We start from the raw sequence: 24,121 nt of genomic DNA, 5'->3' as shown, positions 1-24,121 counted from the left end.
TCGGGATGCGGATTTGGGGGGCAGCGTTGGGGGTGGGGCTTGCAGCTTGCTGCATCGCCCCTTCGCGCGCGCAAGTGCCCTCGATCAATCCCGGCGTGATCCAGAACGACGTCGACCGGCAGCGCCGCCAGCTCGAACGGCAGAGCGCGCCGCCCAAGCTCACCGGTCCCGCGGTGATCGGCGGTGAGCGGGAAAAGTCCCAGCTGCTGAAGCCGGGGGGGCCGAAATTCCGCCTGCGCAAGGTCGAGTTCGACGCATCCAAGTTCATCACGCCGGCAGAGCTGGACGAGATCGCGAAGAAATATGTCGGCAAGAACGTCGACATCGCCGCGCTATTGCAGCTCGTTGCCGACATCAACGCCATCTACACCGAGCGCGGCATCGTCACGGGCATCGCGACGCTGCCCGATCAAGACGCCAAAGGTGGTGTGGTCAAGATCAAGCTGACCGAGGGCCGGCTCCAGAAGACGACCATCGAGGGCAACAAGCAGACCCGCACCGATTACATCCTTCAGCGCGTGAAGGAGCCCGAAGGCGAGGTCCTCGACGTTCCAAAACTCAATCGCGACGTGATCTGGTTCAACCGGACCAACGACGTGCAGATCAAGGCGCTGCTCCAGCCTGGCACGAGTTTTGGCCTGACCGATCTCCAGTTCGCCGTGATCGAGCCGCCGGTCGACACCTTGCAACTCTTCACCGACAACCAGGGCGCGGAGAACACCGGGCGCTGGGAGGGCGGAGCCTTCTACAAGCGCCACGGCCTGTTCGGCGTCGACGACCGCCTGACCTTCTACGGCGTCCGCGCCGACGGTAATCTCAACGGCAACGCCGCCTACAGCATTCCGGTCAATCCCTGGGGTGGCCGCGTCGGCGTCAGCTATACCGAAGGCAAGATCAAGATCATCCAGGGACCGTTCGTCGCGCTCGACGTCACCGGACGCTCGAGCCAGGCCGCGGTCAATTTCAGCCAGCCGGTCTGGGTGACGCAGAACTGGCTGATATTGCTCAACGCCGCCGAGACCGAGGGCAAGACGGTCAGCCGCTTCGCCACGGTCTCCGTGACCGACGACCATTACGACAAGGCCACCGCCGGGCTCTCGGTGACCAATTCCGGCAACACCTATTCGATCACGGTCTCGCCGGCGGTGAACTACATCACCTGGCATGATTATGTGCTCGGCAACAACCGCGCGTTCAACACCTATACCGGCTCGCTGATCGCGACCAGCGCGGCGGGGCCGCAGAATTTCAGCGCCAACGTGCTGGCGAGCTGGCAGTACACGCAGGAAAAGCTGCTGCCGGGCGACCAGATCTTCTCGATCGGCGGTCCCACCACCGTGCGCGGCTATCCCTCCAACTCCGCATCCGGCGATAGTGGCTACTATTTCAACGCCGAGCTGCACTACAATTGGTCGTCGTGGCTCAAGGGGTTCGACACCTACATCTTCACCGACTGGGGTGCGGTGTATTCGACATTCCCGGGGATTACCGAGCTCGCTTCGGTCGGCGTCGGCTTCTCATGGACCTATGCGTCGTTCATGACGTTCGAGGCGAATTACGCGACGCCGTTGAAGATGGCCGTCTCGACCCAGAACCACTACGAGGCCTATGGCCGCGTCATCTTCCGGCCGTTGTTGATGTTCCAGAAGCAGGAGAGCCCTGCGCCGGTGGCGGCTGCTGCCGGCAAGAGCAGGTCGTAGCGACAAGCCGCCTCTCTCTCCGTCGTCATTGCGAGGAGCCCGCGACAAATTGCAAAGCAATTTTGCGCTGGTGCGACGAAGCAATCCAGAATCCCTCCGCGGAGACAGCCTGGATTGCTTCGCTACGCTCGCAATGACGGAGGATGGCGCGGGGGCGCGGCGTCTCAACGCCGCAGGGTGAATTCCTCCGCGCCGCGCCGGTGTTCCCATTTCGCCTGCTCGAGCTCCGGCTGGTCGCATTCGACTTCCGGATAGCCGATGCAGAGATAGGCGATGAATTTCCAGGTCTCAGGCACGTCGAGAGTGGTGTGAACGCGCTGCGGATTGAGGATCGACACCCAGCCGATGCCGATGCCGTCGGCGCGCGCGGCGAGCCACATCGCGGTGATCGCGGCGACCACGGAATATTCCGTCGTCTCCGGCATGGTCGCGCGGCCGAGGCCGTGGCCGATGTCGCTCGCCTTGTCCGCGAACACGGCGAGGTGACCGGGCGCCTGTTCGAGACCGGACAGTTTCAGCGTGGCATAGCGCGCGGCGCGTTCGCCGGAGTAACAGTTCAGCGCATCGGCGTTGCACGCCTTGAAGTCGTCGATCACGGCGCGGCGTCGTGCGGCATCTTCAACGACAACGAAGCGCCAGGGCTGGCTCAGGCCGACCGAGGGCGAGAGACAGGCGGTCTCGATCAGGCGATCGATGGCGCCGGCCGGCAGCGGATCGGCTCGGAAGCGGCGCACGTCGCGGCGCCACACGAACAGCTCGCGCAAGTGCTGGCGGAAGGTGTCGTCGAACTCGACCATGGGATTAGCCTCCCATCCGGAAGGATGCCGCCACCAGCAGAATGAGGATCTCGCCGGTCTGCTCGAATGCGCCGAGGATGTCGCCGGTCTGCCCGCCGATCTCGCGGATCGCAAGCCGCGCCAGCATCAAGCCGGCGAGGGACAGCAGGATCAGGCTGACCAGCGCCTTGCCAGGCCCGAGCGCGAGTGCGAGGGCGAGCGTTCCAACAGCGAAGGCGATGGCGACGCTGCGGCCCGGCGGCGATCCAGCGCTTGCCGACAGTCCATCAGATCGTGCCGGCGGGACCAGCGACATGAAAGCCGGCACGCCCGCGCGGGCGGCAATGTGCGCGGCGCACAGCGCGAGCGCGACGGCCCAGGGATTGGCGATTGCCGCGAGCGCGCTCCAGCGCAGACCGAACGAGAGGATCAGCGCGCAGACGCCATAGGTGCCGATCCGGCTGTCGCGCATGATCTCGAGCTTGCGTTCGCGCGTCCGGCCGCCGCCAAGCCCGTCGGCGGTATCGGCAAGGCCATCCTCATGCAGCGCGCCGGTGATGAGCGCGGTCGTGGCCAGCGTGAGCAGGGCGGCGAGGTTCGGTGTCAGTCCGAACCGGCTGGAAATCTTGTAGACCAAGGCACCCGCGAGGCCGACCAGCAGTCCCGCGACGGGGATTGCCCAGGTCGCGCGCGCGATGGCGCCTTCGCCTGCGGGCTTCGACGATGCCACCGGCAGAATCGTGACGAACGATGCCGCCATCCTGAGATCGGCGATAATCTCTTTGAAAAGCTCCGCGCGCGGCATCATTTCAGTTTCATCGGCAGGCCGGCCACGACGAACTCGACTTCGTCGGAAACCGCCGCGATGACCTGGTTCATGATTCCGGCGGCGTCGCGATAGCTGCGCGCCAGCGCGTTGTTGGGCACGATACCGAGGCCGACCTCGTTGGTGACGAAAATGACGGGGCTCTTCTGGCCGCCCATGAAAGCGGCGAGCTTCATGAGTTCGTGTTCCCAGTCACGCCCCGCATGCATGATGTTGGAGAGCCACAAGGTCAGGCAATCCACCAGCCTTGGGCCGGCGCCATCGGTCTCGATCAGAGCTTGCAGGAGATCGAGTGGTACCTCTCGCTCGATCCAGTCGACGGCCGCGCGCTTGGCTCGATGCTTGGCGATGCGCACCTCCATTTCGGCATCGAGCGCCTCGGCCGTCGCGATGTAGATGGGCTGGCCCGGAAAGCTGCGCGCGCGCTTTTCCGCGTGGGCGCTCTTGCCCGATCGTGCTCCGCCGGTGATCAAGATGACGGCCATAAAGGTCTCCTGTGGGCCTGACTAATCACCAATCGCGGCCAAAGACAAAGCCGAAATCAGGCGGCCGGGGGCTTGCGCTCCGCCTTCGCTTTGCGCAACAGGGGCGTGACAGGAGGTGGACGTGGGTTTTGCGGGGGCGATGGCGGTGGCGATGGCGGTGGATGCCCTCTCGGGCTGGCCGTCGTGGCTGTTCGCGCGGATCGGCCATCCCGTGACCTGGCTGGGCCGGCTGATCTCTGCCATCGACGCCGCCTGGAATCGCGATTCCGATCCGCCGGCATTTCGCCGCGCTGCGGGCGTGGCTGGAGCGCTTCTGGTGATTGCGATCTCGGTCGCAATCGGCTGGGTACTTCAGTCCTTGCTCCCCTGGGGATGGATGGAGATCATACTCGTGGGTGTGCTGGCCTGGCCGCTGGTCGCCTTGCGCTCGCTCCATGATCATGTCGCTGCCGTCGCGAAGCCGTTGCTGGCCGGCGACATCGCTGCTGCGCGCGATGCGGTTTCGCGCATCGTCGGACGCGATCCCGCAACGCTCGACGAAGCCGGCATCGCGCGCGCGGCTATCGAGAGCCTTGCGGAAAACGCCTCCGACGGCATCGTGGCGCCGGTGTTCTGGGGCGTGCTGTTCGGACTGCCCGGCATTTTGGGCTACAAGGCGATCAACACGCTGGACTCCATGATCGGCCATCGCAACGAGCGCCACGAAGCTTTTGGCTGGGCTGCGGCGCGCATCGACGATGTCGCAAACTTCATTCCGGCGCGCCTGACCGGCTTTCTGTTCGTCCTGTTGGCGTCGCGGCGATCGGAGGCGCTGTCGTGCATGACGCGCGATGCCCGCCGTCACCGCTCGCCCAATGCCGGCTGGCCGGAGGCGGCCATGGCCGGGGCGCTTGGTGTGCGGCTCAGCGGCCCCCGCATCTATCACGGCAGCGCGACCGATGAGCCCTGGCTCAACGAAGGCGCGCGCGATCCGCTTGCCGCGGACATCAGCCGGGGATTGACCATCTACCGCCGCGCCATGCTGCTGCTCGCCGGCCTCCTTGCGATCCTGGCCTTCGCGTGAAAGAACGGGGCATGCGCGAGCACGGTGGAAATCTCGATCTGGCCCAGCAACGTTTTGGCGGGCGCACGGAGGACTGGATAGATCTGTCGACCGGGATCAACCGCCTGTCTTATCCCGTGGGCGAGGTGAGCGCGCGTGCATGGAACGCGCTGCCATCGCGCGCGGAGATCGAGAGCCTGCATCAGGCCGCGCAGCACGCTTACGGCACGAGCGCGCCGGTCGTCGCGATGGGCGGTGCGCAGGCCGCCATTCAATTGCTGCCGCAACTCGCGCCAGCCGGCCGCGCGCGCATCCTCGCGCCGACCTACAATGAATATGCCGGGGTCTTGTCGATTGCGGGTTGGGATGTCCAGGAGGTCGGCGAGCTCGACGCGCTGGCGGGCACAGATCTCGCCGTCGTCGTCAATCCCAACAATCCCGATGGCCGGCGTTTTGCGCCACAGGATTTGCTGGCGCTGCTGCCGCGCGTCGGCCGTCTCGTCATCGACGAGAGTTTTGCCGATGCTACCCCGCAGCTGTCGCTCGCATCCGAGGCGGATCGGCCTGGACTGCTGGTCCTGCGCTCGTTCGGAAAGTTCTATGGTCTTGCCGGCCTGCGGCTTGGGTTTGCGCTCGGCAATGCGGCCGATATCGCGAAGCTTGCGACGATGTCGGGTCCATGGCCAGTCTCGGGAGCGGCGATCGCGATCGGCTGCCGCGCCTTGCATGACGACGCCTGGGTCGAGGCCACGTCCGCGCGGCTTGCGCGCGACTGTGTCCGCCTCGACGACATCGTGCAGTCGCAAGGCTGGCGGCTCGTCGGCGATGCACCGCTGTTTCGTCTCTACGAGACGCCTGATGCGCTTGCTGCGCAGGAGAAACTGGCGCGTAGCCAAATCTGGTCGCGCGTATTCGCGAAACAGCCGGCATGGCTGCGCCTCGGGCTTCCGGGCAGCGAAGCCGAATGGACGCGCCTTGCCGAGGCGCTAGCGCGCTAGCGCGAGCAGGCCGCCGACGTCGAGATGCTGTTCGATGTGGTCGGCGAGGGCGTCGAGCGCGCTCTCGACCCTGCTGTGATAAGGCTCGTCGCCTGCCGGAATGTCGAGCTTTGCGAGATACGCCTTGCGGAAATCATCCGACGTGAACAGGCCGTGCAAATAGCTGCCTTGCACGCGGCCATCGCGCGAGATCGCGCCTTCGGGCTCGCCGTTCAGTTTCGCAAACGGGCGCGCGCGATCCGGCCCATCGGTGCGGCCGATGTGGATTTCGTAGGCCTCGATAGGCTGGTCCGTGGCGGCATGCACGGCCGCGACGCGCGTCAGCGTCTTCTGCGGGCTCATCATTGTCGCGACGTCCAGAAGTCCGAGGCCGGGCGTGTCGCCGGCAGGGCCTTCGATGCCATCGGGGTCGGCGACGCTGCGTCCGAGCATCTGATAGCCGCCGCAGAGGCCAAGCACATGGCCGCCGCGGCGGTGATGCGCCAGGAGATCGATGTCCCAGCCCTGCGCGCGCAGGAAGGCGAGATCGCCGCGGGTGGACTTTGAGCCGGGGATGATGACGAGGCGGATGTCGCCGGGGATAGCTTCGCCCGGCCGCACCATCACGAGATCGACGCCAGGCTCGAGTTTCAGCGGATCGAGATCATCGAAATTGGCGATCCGGGACAGCGCGAGGCAGGCGATCTTGCACTGGCCCGGCTTGCGCGCATCGCTTAGGCCCAGCGCATCCTCGGCCGGCAGCTCGCCGGCGCGCGCGAACCAGGGCAGCACGCCAAGGCCGCGCCACGCGGTCTTCTGCTCGATCAGCTTGTAGCCGTCGTCGAACAGCGAGGGATCGCCGCGAAACTTGTTGATGACAAAGCCCTGGATCATCGCGGCATCGTCAGGGTCGATCACCGTCTTGATGCCGACGAGCTGGGCGATGACGCCGCCGCGGTCGATGTCGCCGACCAGCACGACCGGCACGTCGGCCTTGCGCGCAAAGCCCATGTTGGCGATGTCGGCCTTGCGCAGGTTGACCTCGGCCGGGCTGCCGGCGCCTTCGACCAGCACCAGATCGGCGCGCGCCTTCAGCCGCTCGAAACTCTCCAGCACCGCGCCCATCAACGACGGCTTCATCGCCGCATATTCACGCGCCCGTGCGGTCGCGATTCGCTTTCCCTGGACGATGATTTGTGCGCCGACATCGGTCTCGGGCTTCAGCAGCACCGGGTTCATGTCGGTGTGCGGCTCGACGCCGGCGGCCAGTGCCTGCAGCGCCTGCGCCCGGCCGATCTCGCCGCCGTCGACGGTGACGGCCGCGTTGTTCGACATGTTCTGCGGCTTGAAAGGCAGAACGCGCAGGCCGCGCCGCGTGAAGGCGCGCGCGAGGCCTGCGACGATGAGCGACTTGCCCACGTCGGAGCCGGCCCCCTGGATCATCAATGCGCGCGCCATGGTGTTTCAGTACTTGGCGTCGTCAGAACTCGACGCCGGCTTGCGCCTTGATGCCGGAGCGGAAGGGGTGCTTCACCATCGTCATCTCGGTGACGAGATCGGCGATCTCGATCAGCTCGTCCTTGGCGTTGCGCCCAGTGAGCACGACATGTGTCATCGGTGGCTTATGCGTTTTCAGGAATTCGACGACCTCGGCGATGTCGAGATAGTCGTAGCGTAGCGCGATGTTGATCTCGTCGAGCACGACCATGCGCAGATTGGAATCTGAGATCAGCTCCTTGGCCTTCGCCCAGCCGGCCTGCGCTGCGGCGATGTCGCGGGCGCGGTCCTGCGTCTCCCAGGTGAAACCTTCACCCATCGCATGGAACTGGCAGAGCTCGCCGAAATGGCCGGTGAGCAGGCGCCGTTCGCCGGTGTCCCAGGCGCCCTTGATGAACTGCACGACCGCGCAGGGGAAGCCATGGGCGACGCAGCGGACGATCATGCCGAAAGCGGAGGAGGACTTGCCCTTGCCGGCGCCGGTGTGGACGATGATGAGGCCCTTCTCGCCGCTCTTGGTCGCCATGATCTTGTCGCGGGCGACCTTGATTTTCGCCATTTTCGCGGCGTGGCGGGCGTCGGTTTCCTCGGCCGTTTGGGTATCCGGTTCAGGCGTCATCTGACAGGGTCCTTCGGCTTGACAAGAGGCGGCCGGGGGCAAATGGTGGCCCGGCGTTGGTTCCTGTCCTATGACAGGCGAAGAGGGAATGCGATAGGGTCCGAATCGACAAGATTCGGCTCCAAACTGCAGCCGCCCCCGCGACCGTGACCGGAGAGATGCCCGAAGCCACTGATCCCCGAGGGGATCGGGAAGGCGGGGATCGAAGGGCCAAAAGCCCTGCTCCGCAAGCCGGGAGACCTGCCAGCGCGGACGAGTTTTGGACCGGCGGACGGGGTGTTCCGCGACGGGGAAACGGACCTTCGGGGGAATGGTCCGTGTGCCTCTTCGCCTCCCGCTGTTTATCCTGGAAGAGGCGATGACCGTCACACTTCACGTCTGTATTACCTGCCGTGCCGGCCAGACGCTCGACGAGGGTGAGACGACGCCCGGGAAGCGCCTGCATGGTGCGATCCTCGACGTCGGCGTGCCCGAGGGCGTCAATGTGGTTCCCGTTGAATGCCTGTCGGCATGCAGCCAGGGTTGCTCGGTTGCGCTCAGCGCGCCCGGCCGCTGGTCCTATGTCTATGGCCGTCTGTCAGAGGCCCATGCGAGCGATGTGGTCGCGGGTGCTGCGGCCTATGCCGCCGCGCCCGACGGCCTCGTGCCCTGGCGCAGCCGTCCCGAAATCTTCCGCAAGCAGTCGCTTGCCCGCATTCCCCCCATTGCCGTGTTGCCGGAGGCCGCCGAATGAACTCGCTCGCAAAAGTCCCTGTGACGGTGGTCACCGGTTTTCTCGGCTCCGGCAAGACGACGCTGATCCAGCATCTGCTCGCAAACCCTGACGGCAAGAAGCTCGCGGTGCTCGTCAACGAATTCGGCAGCGAGGGCGTCGACGGCGAGATCCTGAAATCCTGCGCCGATGCCAATTGCCCGGAAGAGAACATCGTCGAGCTCGCCAATGGCTGCATCTGCTGCACCGTTGCCGACGATTTCATTCCAACCATGGAAAAGCTTTTGGCGCGGCCGGTGCGGCCCGATCACATCCTGATCGAGACCTCGGGCCTGGCGCTGCCGAAGCCGCTGCTGAAGGCGTTCGACTGGCCGGAGATCCGCTCGCGGATCACGGTCGATGGTGTGATCGCGCTGGCCGATGCCGAAGCTGTTGCCGCCGGCCGTTTTGCGCCGGACCCGGCTGCGGTGGAAGCGCAGCGCGCCGCGGATGAAAATCTCGATCACGAGACGCCGCTGTCGGAAGTGTTCGAGGACCAGATCGCCTGCGCCGACATCGTGCTGCTGACCAAGGCCGATCTTGCTGGGCCTGCAGGGATCGAAGCCGCCAAGGCCGCCATTACCGCCGAGATGCCGCGCCGGGTGCCGATGCTATCCGTCACCGATGGCGCGATCGATGCGCGCGTCATCCTCGGCCTCGGCGCTGCCGCAGAGAATGATCTCGCCGCGCGCCCCTCGCATCACGACGGCGAGGAGGATCACGAGCACGACGATTTCGCCTCCGTCGTGATCGATCTTCCTGAAATCAGCGACATCGACGCACTGGTCGCGTCGGTGCAGCGTCTTTCGCGTGAGCAGAACGTGCTGCGCGTCAAGGGCTATATCGCGGTCGCGGGCAAGCCGATGCGCCTGTTGCTGCAGGCGGTCGGCGAGCGCGTGCGCCACCAGTTCGACAAGCCTTGGGGCGCAGCTCTCAGGCAGTCGAAGCTCGTCGTGATCGGTGAGCACGGCGATATCGACGAGGCCGCGATCAAGGCAGGACTTGGGCTTTCAGGATCTGGTATCTGATGCACGTCGTCTTCCGCGAGAGCCGCGGTCTCGAGGAGACCGCGACGCCAAGGGACATCGGCCAGGACCCGGCCGATCTCGTGGTGCTCTCGTACTCGGATTCCGACCTTGCCGCGTTCGCGGCCGGCTGGCGGCGCGGCCGCAACAGCCTGCCGTCGCTGCGGCTCGCCAATCTCGCGGAGCTGCGGCATCCGTTGTCGGTCGACACCTATATCGAGCGCACGCTGTCGCAGGCGCGCGGCATCCTGGTGCGCCTGATCGGCGGTGAGTCCTATTGGCCGTACGGGCTCGCGGCCCTGCAGCAGCTCGCGAAGGACCGCAATATCGTGCTGGCCGTGCTGCCGGCCGACGGCCGCGACGACACGCGGCTCGATGCCTACTCGACCCTGCCGGTTTCGACGCTGCGCCGGCTCAAGGTGCTCTGCGACACCGGCGGTCCTGTTGCAGCGCAGGCTGCGATCGCGCAGCTCGCGCTGGCCTCGGGCCTCTACGCAGGCCCGGTCGTCGGCGAGATGAACCTGCCTGAGATGGGCTTTTACGATCCCGCGCGTGGCGTCATTGCTGCGCCGATGGCAGGCGAGGGAAAGCCGCTCGCGCTCGTGACCTTCTATCGTTCCTATCTCACCGCCGCGGATACCGGGCCGGTCGACGCCCTGATAGCGGCGCTGCGCGAGCGCGGCTTTGACGCGTACGGCGTGTTCGTCACCTCGCTGAAGGCTCCGGGCGTTGCGGATTGGCTGCGGACTTATTTTGCGACGAATCCTCCGGCCGCGATCGTCAACGCGACGGCGTTCTCGGCGATGGGCGACGACGGCACGACACCGTTCGATGCCGCATCATGTCCCGTCTTCCAGGTCGCGCTCTCATCGGCACGGCGCGAGGACTGGGCGGAGTCGCTGCGCGGCCTGTCGCCCGGCGATCTCGCGATGCATGTGGTGCTGCCGGAGGTCGACGGCCGCCTGTTCGCGGGCGTGGTGAGCTTCAAATCGGCCGCGGAGCGTGATCCCGATCTGCAATTTTCGCATCTGGCGCACCGGCCCGACGAGGAGCGTGTCAAGGCCGTCGCCGCGCGCGTTGCGGCCTGGCGGCGCCTCGCGGCGACGTCAGCCGCCGGGAAGCGGGTGGCGCTCGTGCTCTCGAACTACCCGGGCCGTCCGCATCAGATCGCGCATGCCGTCGGGCTCGATGCGCTGGCGTCGGTGGAGGCGCTGTTGTCCGATCTGGCGGAGGCCGGCTTCGATGTTGCGCCGGTCCAGGCGCTCGGCGAGACGCTGCTCAAGCAGAACTTGACCTGGAGCGTCGCCGACTACCGCGCGGCGCTCTCGCGCCTGCCGCAAGCCTTGCAGGATGATCTCGCGCAGGCCTGGGGCGCGCCGGAGACCGATCCGAGCTGCCGCGACGGCGCGTTCCATTTCGCTGCGATCCGATGCGGCCAATCGATCATCGCGGTTCAGCCCGAGCGCGGCGATGCGACCACGCGCGATGCCGACTATCACGATCTCGCCCGCACGCCGCGCCATGCCTATGTCGCGTTCTATCTCTGGCTCCGCGGGCAGACCATCGATGCCGTTGTGCACATGGGCGCCCATGGCACGCTGGAATGGCTGCCCGGAAAATCCGTGGCGCTGTCGTCCGCGTGCTGGCCCGAAGCCCTGATCGGCGATCTGCCGGTCATCTATCCCTTCATCGTCAACGATCCCGGCGAAGCTGCGCAGGCCAAGCGGCGCATCGGTGCGGTCACCATCGGCCATCTGCCGCCGCCGCTCGAACAATCCGCGGTGCCGGAAGGCCTGCGCCTGCTCGAACGCCTGCTCGACGAATACTCGACCGCCGATGGTCTCGACCCCGCCCGACGTCAGCGTCTGATCGCCGCGATTCGCGACGAAGCGCGTGCGGCAGGGCTCGAAGACGATCTTGGTCTCGATGCGTCGGCTGCGCCGGCCGAAGCCATTCCGCGGATCGATCGCTTCGTCTGCGATCTCAAGGAGAGCCAGTTCGGCGACGGCTTGCACGTGTTCGGCCGCGGTACCTGCGGTGATGCGGAGCGCGATGCGTTGCGTTCCGCCCTCGCGGGGCAGCGCGTTGCGCCGGGGCCGTCGGGCTCGCCGTATCGCGGGCGCCAGGACGTTCTGCCGACCGGACGCAATCTCTTTGCCGTCGATCCGCGTGCGGTGCCGACGCCGTCGGCGCATGCGCAAGGCATCAGGCTCGCGGAAGAGCTGCTGCGTCGCCATTTGCAGGATCACGGCGACTGGCCGAAAGGCCTCGTGGTCGATCTCTGGGGCTCTGCGACGATGCGGACCGCCGGCGAGGAGTTTGCCATGGCGCTGCATCTCGCCGGCCTTGCGCCGCGCTGGGATCACGCCTCCGGCCGCGTCACCGGTTATAACATCATCGCGCCGGCCGAGCTCGGGCGCCCCCGTATCGATGTCACGCTGCGCGTATCGGGCCTGTTCCGCGATGTCTTCTCCGGCCTCGCGCAATTGTTCGAGGCCGCCGCCGAGGCGCTCGCGTCGCGCGAGGAGGAGGGCGAGGAGAATCCCTATCGTCACCGCGCCTCGCGTGTGTTCGCGCCGCGCCCCGGCCAATACGGCGTGGGTCTGTCCGCGATCCCCGATGCCTTTACGGCCGAGACGCGTGATGCCGCCGGCGAAGCCTGGCTGTCGGCATCGTCCTGGGCGTTCTCCGCGGACGGTGCGATGCAGCCGGATCGTGCCGGCATCGAGACACGGCTCGCATCCGCCGATGCTTTCGTGCACGTCCAGGATCTGCCGGAGACCGATCTTCTGCTCGCCGCGGATTACGCCGCGCATGAAGCAGGCATCGCTGCCGCCGCAGCGCATCTCGGTGCGGCAGGACCATCGCTCTATCACCTCGATACGACGCGGCCCGAGCAGCCGCACGCGCGGACGCTGACCGAGGAAATCTCCCGTGTCGTCCGCGCACGCGCGGCCAATCCGGCCTGGATCGCCGGTATGATGCGGCACGGTTTTCGTGGCGCTGCCGAGATCACCGCGACGCTGGAGCACATGGCCGCCTTCGCGCATCTGGCCGGCGCCGTGCCGCCGCATCTGTTCGATCTCTACTATGACGCGACGCTCGGCGACGCCGACGTCCGCACCTTCATGGCCCGCGAAAATCCGGCGGCGCTCGCCGCGATGGAGACCTGCTTCACGCGCCTGCACGAAGCCTCGCTCTGGCGAACGCGCCGCAATTCGATCGCGGCTGCGCTGAAGGAGGCTTCATGAGTGCGGCCGCGATCAAGGGCTGGTGTCCCGGCGCGCTGCGCCCGATGCAATCGGGCGACGGGCTCGTCGTTCGCGTGCGCCCGTTCGGCGGGCGCCTCGAAGCGACACAGGTGGCCGGCCTTGCCGAACTCGCCGAACGCTACGGCAACGGCCTCATCGATGTGACGAGCCGTGCCAACCTCCAGATCAGGGGCGTCAGCGAGCAGGGCCATCGCCGGCTGCTCGATGGACTCGCGTTGCTGCGGCTGCTCGACCCCGATACCGACATCGAAGCCCGGCGCAACATTTTGGTGACGCCGTTCTGGAACAGCGGTGACGAGACGCAGGCGCTCGCCGCGGAGCTTGAAGAAGCGCTCGCGGACAGCACGCTCGAACTCCCCACAAAATTCGGCTTCGCCATCGACGATGGAAAGTCGCGCGTACTCGCCGGCGATTCCGCCGATTTGCGCATCGAACGCGATCGCGACGGCCGGCTCCTGGTGCGGGCCGATGGCGCAAGGCTCGGCCGCTCGGTCGCACGCGGAGAGGCCGTGAGCACGGCGCTCGCGCTCGCAAGCTGGTTCATCTCGTCCGGCGGCGCGAAGGGCGGGCGAGGGCGCATGGCGGCTCATATCGCGGCCGGCGCAGAATTGCCTCAGTCGTTGAGTGGCGAAACCGAGCCTGCTCCGGTCATGGCCGCGTCACGACCCGGGCATTATCCGCATGGCGCCCTGGTCGGCGTCGCGTTCGGGCAGATGCTGCACACGACGCTCCATCAATTTTCCGGCTGCGGACATGCGCTGCGCATGACGCCATGGCGGATGGTGCTGAGCGAGGGCAAGCGCGAGATGCCGAGCGGGGCAGGCCTCATCACCGAGCCTTACGACCCGGCGTTGCGTGTGATTGCCTGCAGCGGCGCCCCGCGTTGTCGCGAGGCGCATGCCGACACCCGCGCACTCGCTTCCGCCCTTGCGCCGCGCATCGCCCTCGATACGCGCCTTCACGTCTCCGGCTGCGCCAAGGGCTGCGCGCGTTCCGGCGCGTCCGCGGTGACGCTGGTTGCGACCAGCGCCGGATTCGATCTCGTCCGCGACGGCTCGACCCGCGATGAGCCGGTTCTGCGCGGCCTGAATGGTGCCGACATCGTCAGCGATCCCTCCATCCTGGTCGGAGGCCACTGATGCCGCACACTTACGAGACCGACGGCGCGGCGATCTACCGGCAATCCTTCGCGACCATCCGGGCAGAGGCCGATCTTGCCCGCTTTACGCCGGACGAGGAGCAGGTGGTGGTGCGGATGATCCACGCCGCCGGCATGGTGGGCCTCGAGGCGCATATCCGCTTCACATCAGGCATGGCGACTGCTGCGCGCGCAGCCTTGCAGAGAGGCGCGCCGATCCTGTGCGACGCGCGCATGGTCTCGGAAGGAATTACGCGCGCGAGACTGCCTGCGGCGAATGCCGTGATCTGCACGCTCGGCGACGAAGCCGTTCCCGCGCTCGCGCAGTCCATGCGCAACACGCGGTCCGCAGCGGCGCTGGAGTTGTGGCGGCCGCATCTCGACGGCGCAATCGTTGCGATCGGAAACGCGCCGACCGCGCTGTTTCATCTCCTCAACATGCTCGAGGACCCGGGCTGCCCGCGGCCCGCGGCGATCATCGGCTGCCCAGTCGGCTTCGTCGGCGCGGCCGAATCCAAGGCCGCGCTGATGGCCGATCCGCCGGTGCCCGCGCTGACCGTCGAGGGCCGCCTCGGCGGCTCCGCGATCACGGTCGCGGCCGTGAATGCGCTGGCGAGCCGGAGCGAATAGCCATGGGACGCATCATCTGCTGCGGTCTCGGCCCCGGTGCCCCTGATATGATGAGCGTGCGCGCCGACCGGACGGTGCGCGGCGCGAAACATGTCGCCTATTTTCGCAAGAAGGGCCGGCCCGGCCAGGCGCGGCGGATCGTCGAAGGCATGTTGGCCGCCGACGTCACCGAATACGCAATGGAATATCCTGTTACGACGGAGCTCGCCTTCGATAGCCCGGAATATGTGCAGCTGCTCGCTGGCTTCTACGACGAATGGGCCGAGCGGCTGGCGCGGCTTTCGCGTGCGGTGGATGTCGTCGTGCTCTGCGAGGGCGATCCTTACTTTTACGGCTCCTTCATGCATTTGCACACGCGCCTGCAAGGCCGTGTCGAGATCGAGGTGATTGCGGGCATTCCCGGCATGGTCGGCTGCTGGAACGGCGTCGGACAGCCGATCGCGCTCGGTGACGACGTGACGACGGTGCTGATGGGGACGCTCGCCGAAGACGAGCTCGAGCGGCGCATGCGCGATTCCGATGCGCTTGTCGTCATGAAGACCGGCCGCAATCTCGCAAAGGTGCGCCGCGCGCTGGCTTCCGCCGGCCGGCTGGACGATGCCTGGCTGGTCGAGCGCGGCACCATGCCGGGCGAGCGCGTGGTCCGGCTTGCCGAGATCGATGCCGCCGACTGTCCTTATTTTGCGATCGTGCTCGTGCACGGCAAGGGCCGGCATCTGGACGCCGCCGAATGACGGGCACGCTGACCATCGCGGGCCTCGGGCCGGGCAGCGATGCGCTGGTGACGCCTGAGGTCTCCGCCGCGCTTGCCGCCGCGACGGATATCCTGGGCTATGCGCCCTATGTTGCGCGCGTGCCGCCGCGCGCAGGGCTCACCTTGCACCCCTCCGACAATCGCGAAGAGCTGCAGCGCGCAAGCGAGGCCCTGCGGCTCGCGGCCGAAGGCGGGCAGGTCGTCGTCGTCTCCTCCGGCGATCCCGGGGTCTTCGCGATGGCGTCGGCCGTGTTCGAGGCGCTCGAACAGGCGCCGCAATGGCGCGAGCTTCCCATTCGCGTTTTGCCCGGTATCACAGCGATGCTGGCGGCAGCCGCGCGCGCTGGTGCGCCGCTCGGCCATGATTTCTGCGCGATCAATCTCTCCGACAATCTCAAGCCGTGGGCGGCGATCGAGAAGCGTCTGCGGCTCGCTGCGGAAGCCGATTTTGCCATTGCGATGTACAATCCGCGCTCGGCAAGCCGGCCGGAGGGATTTGGCCGTGCGCTTGCGGTGTTGAAGGGCGCCGGCTGCGGCGAGCGCCTCGTGATTTTCGCGCGCGCGATCACCACGTCGGACGAGCGGATCGAAACTGTCGCGCTGAACGACGCGCGGCCTGAGATGGCCGACATGCGCACGTTGGTCATCGTCGGAAATTCGCAGACGCGCCGCGTCGGCCGCTGGGTCTATGCCCCGAGGCAGGCGCGATGACCGAGCCATTGCATGATCTCGGTCACGCTCTCAACCCGCAACCGTTCGGGCAGTTTTGGCCGCGCGATCATGATCACGGGCAGGCCGAGCATGCGGGCCGCGTCGATCTTGGCGCGTGCGCCGTCGCCGCCGGAATTGCGGGCGACGATCCACGCGATGCCGCGCGCGCGCATCATTTCGAGCTCGCCGTCGAACGTGAACGGCCCGCGCGACACGATCACATCCGCAGCGAAGGGCAGCGGTGCTTCGGGCGGATCGACGAACCGCAGCGTGTAGACGTGCTGCGGCTTCGTCGCGAACGGTGCGATGTGCTGCCGGCCGATGGCGAGGAACACGTTTGCGGGCGACTCGGGCAGCGCGGCGGCCGCGGCGGTGACGTCGGCGACTTCGATCCAGTTGTCGCCGGGCGCCTTCGTCCAAAGCGCGCGCTCGAGCGCGATCAGCGGCGTGCCCGTTTGCGCGCACGCTTCGATCGCGTGGCGGCTCATCTCGGCAGCGAAGGGATGCGTGGCGTCGATCACATGCGTGATGCGCTCACGTCGAATATAGTCGGCAAGCCCGCCCACGCCGCCGAAGCCACCGACGCGGGTCGGCAGCGGCTGATCGGCGGGCGTGCGGGTTCGGCCGCCATAGGAATACACGGCGTCGATGTGCGCGCGTGCGACTTCCGCGGCGAGCAAGCTCGCATCGGCGGTTCCGCCCAGAATGAGGGCGCGCGTCATGGCTGATCCCTGGCTGACCATCATCGGTATCGGCGAAGATGGCCTTGCCGGGCTGTCCGAAGCAAGCCGAAAGGCGCTCGCCAAGGCAGAAACTGTTTTTGGTGGCGAGCGTCATCTCGCGCTTGCTGATGTGGGGGGGCGCGGTCGCCCGTGGCCGGTGCCGTTCGACGTAGACATCGTGGTGAGCTGCCGCGGCCGGCCGACGGTGGTGCTCGCCTCCGGCGATCCGTTCTGGCACGGCGCGGGTGCAAGTCTCGCCGAGAAGCTCGATGCCAACGAGTGGATCGCGCATTCGGCGCCATCGACCTTCTCGCTCGCTGTCGCGCGGCTCGGCTGGCGCCTCGAAGCCATTGCCTGTCTCGGGCTTCATGCCGCGCCGTTCGAGCGTCTCGTGCCGCATCTGGCGCCCGGTGCGCGCATCATTTGCCTCGTGCGCGACGGCAAGGCGGCCGGTGATCTCGCCAAATGGCTGAGCGAGCGCGGGTGGGGCGCCTCGGCGTTCTGGACTCTCGCCGCGCTCGGCGGGGCGCGCGAAAGCATCGCCGAGCATCGTGCCGACGGCTTTGCGGGCGATCTCGCCGAAAACCTGGTCGCAGTAGCCGTTGAGGCGAGGGGCGGGCAAGGCATTCCCCGCACCTCCGGCCTGTCAGACGATCTCTTCATGCATGACGGCCAGATCACCAAGCGGCCGGTGCGCGCGCTGGCGCTCTCGGCGCTGGCGCCGCGTCCCGGCGAGCGGCTGTGGGATATCGGCGCGGGTTCTGGCTCGATCTCTGTGGAATGGGCGCTGTGCGGCGGGACGGCGACCGCCATCGAGGCGCGCGAGGATCGCGCCGCGAATATCCGCAGCAATGCAACAGCGTTCGGATTGGCGCATCGGATCACCGTCATCACGGGGAGCGCGCCGAAAGCTTTTGCTGCGTTGGAAGCGCCGGATGCCGTCTTCATCGGTGGCGGTCTCGATATCGCGATGTTCGATGCCATCTGGTCGCGGCTTGCGCCGGGTGCGCGGCTCGTCGCGCATGCGGTAACGCTGGAAACGGAAGCGCTGCTCGGCGAGCTGCACCAGCGCCACGGTGGCGAATTGATGCGGGTCGAGATTGCCCATGCCGCGCCGCTCGGCCGCTACCGGTCCTGGGAAGCGTCGCGGCCCGTGGTGCAATGGAGTGCGGTTCGATGAAAGTCGCCGGACTCGGATTCAAAAAGGATGTCACGCTCGCGTCGCTGCGCGAGGCGCTGCTGGCGGCCGGTGGTTCCGAAGGCCTTGCGGCGGTCGCGACTGTCAGCGAGAAGGCCGACGCGGAGCCGCTGAAGCAGCTCGCGCGCGAATGCGGTGTGCCGATCAAGGCTGTCTCGGCTGAAGCGTTGGCCAACATCCATACGCCGACGCGGTCAAAACTCGTCGCGGAAAAGTTCGGCACGGGCTCGGTCGCTGAAGCCGCGGCGCTCGTTGCGGCTGGCCCTCGCGCGCGATTGATTGCGACGCGGGCGGTCTCGCGGGATCGCACCGCGACCGCCGCGATCGCGGAAGGAGACGGCGCATGACGGTGCACTTCATCGGTGCAGGGCCGGGCGCTCCGGATTTGCTGACGTTGCGCGGACGCGACCTCATCGCGGCCTGTCCGGTCTGCCTCTATGCGGGCTCGCTGGTGCCCGAGGGCGTGCTGGCGCATTGCCCGCCCGGCGCCCGCATCGTCAACACCGCGCCGCTGTCGCTCGACGAGATCATCGCGGAGATCGCTGCCGCGCATGCCGACGGCAAGGATGTTGCTCGCCTGCATTCCGGCGATCTCGCGATCTGGTCGGCGATGGGCGAGCAGCTTCGCCGCCTGCGCGCGCTCGGTATTCCCTACACGGTCACGCCGGGCGTGCCGTCCTTCTCGGCTGCGGCAGCTGCACTGGAGGTCGAGCTGACGCTTCCCGGTCTTGCCCAGACGGTGGTGCTGACGCGCACGCCGGGCCGCGCCAGCGCAATGCCTGAGGGCGAACAGCTCGCGTCGTTCGCCGCCACCGGTGCGGTGCTCGCGATCCATCTGTCGATCCATCTGCTCGACAAGGTCGTCGCCGAGCTGACGCCGCACTACGGCGCGGATTGCCCGGTCGCCATCGTCTGGCGCGCGAGCTGGCCGGACCAGCGCATCGTTCGCGCCAGGCTGGCGACGCTCGATGCCGCCGTCGGCACCGAGATGGAGCGCACGGCACTCATTTTGGTTGGCAAGACGCTTGGAGCGGCGGATTTTGACGAGAGCCGCCTCTATGCCGTCGACTACGACCGCCGCTATCGGCCGGTCGGCGCCGATCCGCGCTTTCCGGAGGCATCGTGATGCCGGCAGGGCTCGTCATCTCCGCGCCGGCCTCCGGCGTCGGCAAGACCACGCTGACGCTGGCGCTCGCGCGCGCCTGGCGCAATGGCGGATTGAACGTGCAGTGCTTCAAGAGCGGGCCCGATTATATCGATCCCGCCTTCCATGCCGCTGCGACGGGGCGCGCTTCCGTCAACGTCGATAGCTGGGCGATGGATCGCGGGACGATTGCTCATCTCGTCGGTCGCGGCACTAATGCCGATGTCGTGCTCGCGGAGGGCTCGATGGGCCTGTTCGACGGCGTCGCCGCGCGCGGCGTCTCCGGCACCGGCGCCACCGCCGACATTGCGGAGATGCTGGGCTGGCCGGTGCTGCTGGTGATCGATCCCTCCGGACAGGCGCAGACGGCGGCGGCGGTCGCCGCAGGCCTTCGCGACTATCGTGCCGGCGTGCGCCTTGCCGGCGTGGTGCTCAATCGCGTCGCCAGCCCGCGACATGAAGATCTCGTGCGGCGTGCACTGAACGACGCCGGCATCGCCGTGTTCGGCGCGCTGCCGCGTCATGCAGAAATCAGCCTGCCGAAACGGCATCTCGGCCTGGTGCAGGCCGAAGAGCAGGCCGAGATCGGCAAGCTGATCGACGAAGCCGCGCGCTTCGTCGCCGAGCATGTCGATCTCGATGCGGTGCTGCGATCGGCAGCAAGCTGGTCGCCGCAACCGGCGGCAAGCGGCATGAATGTGACGCCGCCCGGGCAGCACATTGCGTTGGCCCGCGATGCCGCGTTCTCCTTCATCTATCCGCACATGCTGGAGGCCTGGCGCGCGGCCGGTGCCGAGATCTCGACATTCTCGCCGCTTGCCGATGAAGCGCCTGACGCGAGCGCCGATGTCTGCTGGCTGCCCGGCGGCTATCCCGAGCTGCACGCGGGGAAGATCGCGGACAATGCCCGCTTTCGCAGCGGCTTGCGCGCCTTCGCTGACACACGGCCGGTGCACGGCGAATGCGGAGGCTATATGGTGCTTGGAGCCGCTCTGACCGACGCCGACGGCGTCCGTCATGAGATGACGGGCCTGCTCGGACTGGAGACGAGCTTTGCCAAGCGCCGTATGCATCTCGGCTATCGTCTCGCTGCGCTCGCCGCGCCGATGCCGGGCCATCAGGTCGGCGCGCGCCTGCGCGGTCATGAGTTCCACTATTCGACGATTGTCGCGCAGCCGGACACGGCGTTGGCGGTCGTGCACGATGCAACAGGCGCGGTCATCGCCGAGACCGGCTCGCGCCGCGGCCTTGCCACCGGCACGTTCTTCCACCTGATCGCGGAGGATCGGTGAGCGGTTTTGTCACTTTCATCTCGGCCGGCCCCGGCGACCCCGAGCTCCTCACGCTCAAAGGCGCGGCGCGGCTGCGCGATGCCGACGTCGTGCTCTATGACGACCTCGCCTCGGGCGCGATCCTCGATCTGGCCCGGCCCGGCGCCAATCTCGTCGCGGTCGGGAAGCGGGCAGGGCGGCCCTCGACCAAGCAGCACCACGTCAACCGCCTGCTGGTCGACTATGCCGCGGCCGGTGTCCGTGTGGTGCGGCTGAAATCGGGCGATGCCGGTATCTTTGGCCGGCTTGAGGAGGAGCTGGAGGCGCTGCGCGAAGCCGGCATCGGCTACGAGATCATTCCCGGAATCACCTCGGCCTGTGTCGCCGCCGCGCAAGCCGGCATTCCCCTGACCCGGCGCCACACCTCGCGCCGGGTGCAGTTCGTGACTGGGGCCGATGTCACCGGCGAGCTGCCGCAGAATTTGAACTGGGCGGCGCTGGCGGATCCCGAAGCGACCACCGTGGTCTATATGGGCCGGCGCACCTTTCCGGCGCTTGTCGCAAAATTGATCGAGCACGGCCTCGCGCCTGATACCCCGGCGCTGTTCGCCGAATCCCTCGGTCGTCCCGACGAGCGGCTGGTCCGCACCACCATTGCCGAGCTTGCCGAGCAGCTTGCGCGGGGTGGTGCGGCTTCGACGGCCGCTGTCATCCTGTTCGGAGCGCTGGCGGGCGATTATCCGTCATGACCGTCCCGGCCGCCCTTCGCCCCTTGACGCCCGGCTGGCGAAAGGGGCACACAGGAGACGCATGGTGCTCGAGGCGGCGCAAACCGCCGGAGCATAATCGGGAATGGGGGTGGGCGGACAGTTGCGCCGCCCAAAACCCCAGCCGCCCCCGCGACTGTAAGCGGTGAGGGACTCCGATCAGCCACTGGGCCGCAAGGCCCGGGAAGGCCGGAGAACCCCAGTGAACCGCGAGCCAGGAGACCGGCCGTGCATGTTTTGTGGCCAAGGCCGTCGGGTGTGACGGCAGGAAGGAACTGAACCATGCATATCGAACCCGGAGTCGTATCGGGCGCCAAGCTCGTGTTGAGTTACGCAACCGGCATCGCCGTCGGCGGCGTTGCGCTGAAGCTCGCGGTCGAGACCGTGCGCGAGCAGGGCATCACGTCGTTCGCGGCGCGGACGCTCGCCACCACGGGCCTCGTGTTCGTCTTCTTCGAGATCCTGCCGCACTTCCCGGTCGGCGTCTCCGAGGTGCACTTCATCCTTGGCTCGACCCTGTTCCTGCTGTTTGGGGCGGCGCCCGCGGCCTTCGGCCTTGCGTTCGGACTGTTGTTCCAGGGCATCTTCTTCGAGCCGCCCGATCTGCCGCAATTCGGCATGAACGTCACCACGCTGCTGGTGCCGCTGTTCGGGATCCAGGCGATCGCCGCGCGGATCATTGCCCGCAACACCGCCTATGTCGATCTCAGGTATCGCCAGGCGCTGGCGCTGTCGACCACGTATCAGGCCGGCGTCATCGCCTGGGTTGCGTTCTGGGCGCTCTATGGCTCGGGCTTCGGTGCGACCAACCTCGTCAACATCGCGACCTTCGCGGCCTCCTACGCGCTCGTCATCGTGATCGAGCCGCTGGCCGACCTCGGTGTGCTGGCACTGGCAAAATCGCTGCGTGGCGTCACCGCGCCCGGTCTCGTCACGCCGCGCCTGCACAACGCGGCTTAAGAGACAAAGGGGCGGCCGTCATGGCCGCCCCTGCACGCGCGATGCTCACGCTCTCCCTGATAGGCATCGGTTGCGGCGATCCGGAGCAGCTTACGCGCGCCGCGGTTCAAGCCATCAACGCGGCCGATCTCATCCTGATCCCGCGCAAGGGGACGGCGAAGTCCGATCTCGCAGATCTCAGGCGGACGATCTGCGCGGATGTGCTCACCAATCAAACGACGCGCATTGCCGAGTTCGACCTTCCCGTGCGCGATGCCGGTGAAGCGGACTATCACAAGGGCGTCGACGACTGGCACGATGCCGTGGCCGCGGCCTGGTCGCGGACGATCGCGAGCCAGCTCGAAGGTGAAGGCAAGGTCGCGCTGCTGATCTGGGGCGATCCCTCATTGTATGATTCCTCGCTGCGCATCGCGCGGCGGCTCGATCCCTTGCCTGATATCGAGGTCGTGCCCGGCATCACTTCGATCCAGGCACTGTGCGCGGCGCATGCGCTGCCGCTCAACGACATCGGCGAGCCTTTCCTGGTCACGACGGGGCGCCGCTTGCGCGAGGGTGGCTGGCCGCAAGGCGTCGATACCGTGGTGGTGATGCTCGACGGCGCCACGGCGTTCCAGTCGCTCGATCCAGCCGGGCTGCACATCTGGTGGGGCGCCTATCTCGGCATGCCCGATCAGATCGTGATGTCGGGCGTTCTGGCCGAGATCGGCCCGCGCATCGTCGCCGCGCGACAGGATGCGCGCGAGCGGCACGGATGGATCATGGACAGCTACATTCTCAAGCGCAGGCCGTAAGCGAGGCAGCATGCTCCCCGATTGGGTCACCCGGAAATGCCCCGATGTCTCCGCTGTCCACCGCGAGGCGGCGCTCGCGCGTCAGGCGCAACTCACAAAACCGGCCGGCGCGCTCGGCCGGCTGGAGCAGCTTGCGGTCGAGCTTGCGGGCCTGCAGGCGACCGAGCAGCCGCGCGCCGCGCGGGTGCCGATCATCGTCTTCGCCGGCGATCACGGCATCGTCGCGCAGGGCGTGTCGGCCTATCCGCAAGGAGTGACCATCGCGATGATGGCGAATTTTGCCTCGGGCGGTGCCGCGATCTCGGTGCTGGCGCGCGAGCTTGGCTCAAACCTTGAGGTCGTCGACGCCGGTACGCTGGCGCAGGAGGCGATGGCAGGAATCGTCACCGACAAGCCGCGCAGCGGCACGCGCGACTTCAGCGTGGAAGCAGCGCTCACCCCCACGGAGCTGGCATTCGCCTTCGAAGCCGGTCAGCGCGCAGTCGCGCGCGCAGACGCCGGCAGGCCCGATCTTCTGATCTTCGGCGAGATGGGCATCGGCAATACCACGACGTCGGCCGCGATTGCGGCGAGCCTGCTTGGCATCAGTGCCGAGGAGATCGCGGGCAGCGGTACCGGCGTCGATGCGGCCGGCCGTGCGCACAAGGTGCGCGTGATCGACGCTGCGATCGTGCGGCATGGCGTTGCAGGTGCTTCGCCGGAAAAGATCCTGTGCGCCGTCGGCGGCCTCGAAATCGCGGCGATTTGCGGCGCCATCATTGCGGCTGCGCAAGCCCGCATTCCCGTGTTGATCGATGGCTTCATCGTATCGGTGGCGGCGCTGGCGGCGGTGCGGCTGAACCCGTCGTGCCAGCCATTCCTGCTGCCGTCGCATCAATCGGCGGAGCAGGGGCATCGGCTGGTGCTGCGCGCGCTGAACGTGCAACCGTTGATCAGCCTCGATCTCAGGCTCGGCGAAGGATCGGGCGCGGCCATCGCGCTGCCGCTGGTGCGGCTCGCGTGCAGCCTTCACAACGGCATGGCGACCTTCGCGCAGGCCAACGTGCCGGATCGCCCGGCCTGATC

24 protein-coding genes and 2 riboswitches are annotated in these 24,121 nt (G+C 67.3%); of the genes, 18 read left to right on the top strand and 6 right to left on the bottom strand.

Annotation, left to right across the window (positions count from 1 at the left end; translation table 11 throughout):
• Positions 1 to 5 precede the first annotated feature (5 nt).
• On the top strand, positions 6 to 1,700 hold the full coding sequence (locus tag AB7G19_RS29190) for a ShlB/FhaC/HecB family hemolysin secretion/activation protein (RefSeq protein WP_441268627.1): 1,695 nt from the start codon (positions 6 to 8) through the stop codon (positions 1,698 to 1,700).
• A gap of 164 nt (positions 1,701 to 1,864) precedes the next feature.
• Here the strand turns inward: AB7G19_RS29190 and bluB are convergent, their stop codons facing one another.
• The 3 genes from bluB to cobU are packed head-to-tail and all read right to left on the bottom strand — an operon-like array spanning position 1,865 to position 3,787.
• On the bottom strand, positions 1,865 to 2,497 hold the full coding sequence (gene bluB / locus AB7G19_RS29185; protein WP_441268626.1) for a 5,6-dimethylbenzimidazole synthase: 633 nt from the start codon (positions 2,495 to 2,497) through the stop codon (positions 1,865 to 1,867).
• A 4-nt stretch (positions 2,498 to 2,501) separates the two neighbouring features.
• On the bottom strand, positions 2,502 to 3,284 hold the full coding sequence (gene cobS, locus AB7G19_RS29180) for an adenosylcobinamide-GDP ribazoletransferase (protein ID WP_441268625.1): 783 nt from the start codon (positions 3,282 to 3,284) through the stop codon (positions 2,502 to 2,504).
• Entirely contained in the window at positions 3,281 to 3,787 is a 507-nt protein-coding gene (gene cobU / locus AB7G19_RS29175) for a bifunctional adenosylcobinamide kinase/adenosylcobinamide-phosphate guanylyltransferase (RefSeq protein WP_354237758.1), read from the bottom strand. The genes cobS and cobU overlap by 4 nt, the downstream gene beginning before the upstream one ends.
• A 121-nt stretch (positions 3,788 to 3,908) precedes the next feature.
• Here cobU and cbiB point away from each other — a divergent pair, with 121 nt between their 5' ends.
• Together cbiB and cobD are read left to right on the top strand one after the other, a co-directional pair.
• The gene (gene cbiB / locus AB7G19_RS29170; protein WP_441268624.1) at positions 3,909 to 4,850 is read left to right on the top strand and encodes an adenosylcobinamide-phosphate synthase CbiB; all 942 of its coding nucleotides are present in this window, start codon (positions 3,909 to 3,911) and stop codon (positions 4,848 to 4,850) included.
• A gap of 11 nt (positions 4,851 to 4,861) precedes the next feature.
• The gene (gene cobD / locus AB7G19_RS29165) at positions 4,862 to 5,827 is read left to right on the top strand and encodes a threonine-phosphate decarboxylase CobD (protein WP_441268623.1); all 966 of its coding nucleotides are present in this window, start codon (positions 4,862 to 4,864) and stop codon (positions 5,825 to 5,827) included.
• On the opposite strand, the gene AB7G19_RS29160 is transcribed toward cobD, so the two are convergent.
• Complete coding sequence (locus tag AB7G19_RS29160; protein ID WP_441268622.1) at positions 5,816 to 7,264, bottom strand: cobyric acid synthase; 1,449 nt, start codon at positions 7,262 to 7,264, stop codon at positions 5,816 to 5,818. The genes cobD and AB7G19_RS29160 overlap by 12 nt on opposite strands.
• Before the next feature lie 22 nt (positions 7,265 to 7,286).
• Entirely contained in the window at positions 7,287 to 7,922 is a 636-nt protein-coding gene (gene cobO / locus AB7G19_RS29155) for a cob(I)yrinic acid a,c-diamide adenosyltransferase (protein ID WP_441268621.1), read from the bottom strand.
• Positions 7,923 to 7,962: 40 nt separating this feature from the next.
• Positions 7,963 to 8,184, top strand: a riboswitch (cobalamin riboswitch).
• A 96-nt stretch (positions 8,185 to 8,280) separates the two neighbouring features.
• Between cobO and AB7G19_RS29150 the strand changes: the two genes are divergently transcribed.
• The 7 genes from AB7G19_RS29150 to cobJ are packed head-to-tail and all read left to right on the top strand — an operon-like array spanning position 8,281 to position 16,203.
• Entirely contained in the window at positions 8,281 to 8,655 is a 375-nt protein-coding gene (locus tag AB7G19_RS29150; RefSeq protein WP_441268620.1) for a DUF1636 family protein, read from the top strand.
• Positions 8,652 to 9,701 carry a cobalamin biosynthesis protein CobW gene (gene cobW, locus AB7G19_RS29145; RefSeq protein WP_441268619.1) on the top strand — a complete coding sequence of 350 codons (1,050 nt, stop codon included), beginning with the start codon at positions 8,652 to 8,654 and terminating at the stop codon, positions 9,699 to 9,701. Before AB7G19_RS29150 ends, cobW begins: the two co-directional genes overlap by 4 nt.
• Positions 9,701 to 12,949: a cobaltochelatase subunit CobN gene (cobN, locus tag AB7G19_RS29140; RefSeq protein WP_441268618.1), complete on the top strand. Its 3,249-nt coding sequence runs from the start codon at positions 9,701 to 9,703 to the stop codon at positions 12,947 to 12,949. Before cobW ends, cobN begins: the two co-directional genes overlap by 1 nt.
• Positions 12,946 to 14,109 (top strand): precorrin-3B synthase, encoded by a 1,164-nt coding sequence (gene cobG / locus AB7G19_RS29135; RefSeq protein ID WP_441268617.1) that lies wholly within the window; start codon positions 12,946 to 12,948, stop codon positions 14,107 to 14,109. The genes cobN and cobG overlap by 4 nt, the downstream gene beginning before the upstream one ends.
• Positions 14,109 to 14,738 (top strand): precorrin-8X methylmutase, encoded by a 630-nt coding sequence (locus AB7G19_RS29130; RefSeq protein WP_028148467.1) that lies wholly within the window; start codon positions 14,109 to 14,111, stop codon positions 14,736 to 14,738. Before cobG ends, AB7G19_RS29130 begins: the two co-directional genes overlap by 1 nt.
• Before the next feature lie 2 nt (positions 14,739 to 14,740).
• On the top strand, positions 14,741 to 15,472 hold the full coding sequence (locus tag AB7G19_RS29125) for a precorrin-2 C(20)-methyltransferase (protein ID WP_441268616.1): 732 nt from the start codon (positions 14,741 to 14,743) through the stop codon (positions 15,470 to 15,472).
• On the top strand, positions 15,469 to 16,203 hold the full coding sequence (gene cobJ / locus AB7G19_RS29120; protein ID WP_441268615.1) for a precorrin-3B C(17)-methyltransferase: 735 nt from the start codon (positions 15,469 to 15,471) through the stop codon (positions 16,201 to 16,203). Before AB7G19_RS29125 ends, cobJ begins: the two co-directional genes overlap by 4 nt.
• Here cobJ and AB7G19_RS29115 read toward each other — a convergent pair.
• Entirely contained in the window at positions 16,179 to 16,925 is a 747-nt protein-coding gene (locus AB7G19_RS29115; RefSeq protein ID WP_441268614.1) for a cobalt-precorrin-6A reductase, read from the bottom strand. The two genes, cobJ and AB7G19_RS29115, sit on opposite strands and share 25 nt — an antisense overlap.
• Between AB7G19_RS29115 and cbiT the strand changes: the two genes are divergently transcribed.
• From cbiT to cobT, 8 genes are all read left to right on the top strand, one after another.
• On the top strand, positions 16,924 to 18,105 hold the full coding sequence (gene cbiT / locus AB7G19_RS29110) for a precorrin-6Y C5,15-methyltransferase (decarboxylating) subunit CbiT (protein ID WP_441268613.1): 1,182 nt from the start codon (positions 16,924 to 16,926) through the stop codon (positions 18,103 to 18,105). The genes AB7G19_RS29115 and cbiT overlap by 2 nt on opposite strands.
• Positions 18,102 to 18,470, top strand: coding sequence for a cobalamin biosynthesis protein (locus AB7G19_RS29105; protein ID WP_441268612.1), 369 nt, complete (start codon positions 18,102 to 18,104; stop codon positions 18,468 to 18,470). Before cbiT ends, AB7G19_RS29105 begins: the two co-directional genes overlap by 4 nt.
• The gene (cobM, locus tag AB7G19_RS29100; protein WP_441268611.1) at positions 18,467 to 19,249 is read left to right on the top strand and encodes a precorrin-4 C(11)-methyltransferase; all 783 of its coding nucleotides are present in this window, start codon (positions 18,467 to 18,469) and stop codon (positions 19,247 to 19,249) included. The genes AB7G19_RS29105 and cobM overlap by 4 nt, the downstream gene beginning before the upstream one ends.
• Positions 19,249 to 20,559 carry a cobyrinate a,c-diamide synthase gene (locus AB7G19_RS29095; protein ID WP_441268610.1) on the top strand — a complete coding sequence of 437 codons (1,311 nt, stop codon included), beginning with the start codon at positions 19,249 to 19,251 and terminating at the stop codon, positions 20,557 to 20,559. Before cobM ends, AB7G19_RS29095 begins: the two co-directional genes overlap by 1 nt.
• A complete protein-coding gene (gene cobA, locus AB7G19_RS29090) occupies positions 20,556 to 21,287 on the top strand; it encodes a uroporphyrinogen-III C-methyltransferase (protein WP_063984425.1) in 732 nt (243 codons plus the stop codon). The genes AB7G19_RS29095 and cobA overlap by 4 nt, the downstream gene beginning before the upstream one ends.
• 45 nt (positions 21,288 to 21,332) lie before the next feature.
• A riboswitch (cobalamin riboswitch) is annotated at positions 21,333 to 21,550 on the top strand.
• 37 nt (positions 21,551 to 21,587) lie between these two features.
• Positions 21,588 to 22,265, top strand: coding sequence for an energy-coupling factor ABC transporter permease (locus tag AB7G19_RS29085; RefSeq protein WP_063984424.1), 678 nt, complete (start codon positions 21,588 to 21,590; stop codon positions 22,263 to 22,265).
• 41 nt (positions 22,266 to 22,306) lie between these two features.
• Positions 22,307 to 23,056 (top strand): precorrin-6A synthase (deacetylating), encoded by a 750-nt coding sequence (gene cobF, locus AB7G19_RS29080; protein WP_441268858.1) that lies wholly within the window; start codon positions 22,307 to 22,309, stop codon positions 23,054 to 23,056.
• A 10-nt stretch (positions 23,057 to 23,066) separates the two neighbouring features.
• Positions 23,067 to 24,119, top strand: coding sequence for a nicotinate-nucleotide--dimethylbenzimidazole phosphoribosyltransferase (gene cobT / locus AB7G19_RS29075; protein WP_441268609.1), 1,053 nt, complete (start codon positions 23,067 to 23,069; stop codon positions 24,117 to 24,119).
• Positions 24,120 to 24,121: the final 2 nt, after the last annotated feature.

It is taken from the genome of Bradyrhizobium sp. 215_C5_N1_1 (genome assembly GCF_052075935.1).
In the GTDB taxonomy this organism is placed as follows: domain Bacteria; phylum Pseudomonadota; class Alphaproteobacteria; order Rhizobiales; family Xanthobacteraceae; genus Bradyrhizobium; species Bradyrhizobium barranii.
This window is presented reverse-complemented; position numbering and strand designations above follow the sequence as displayed.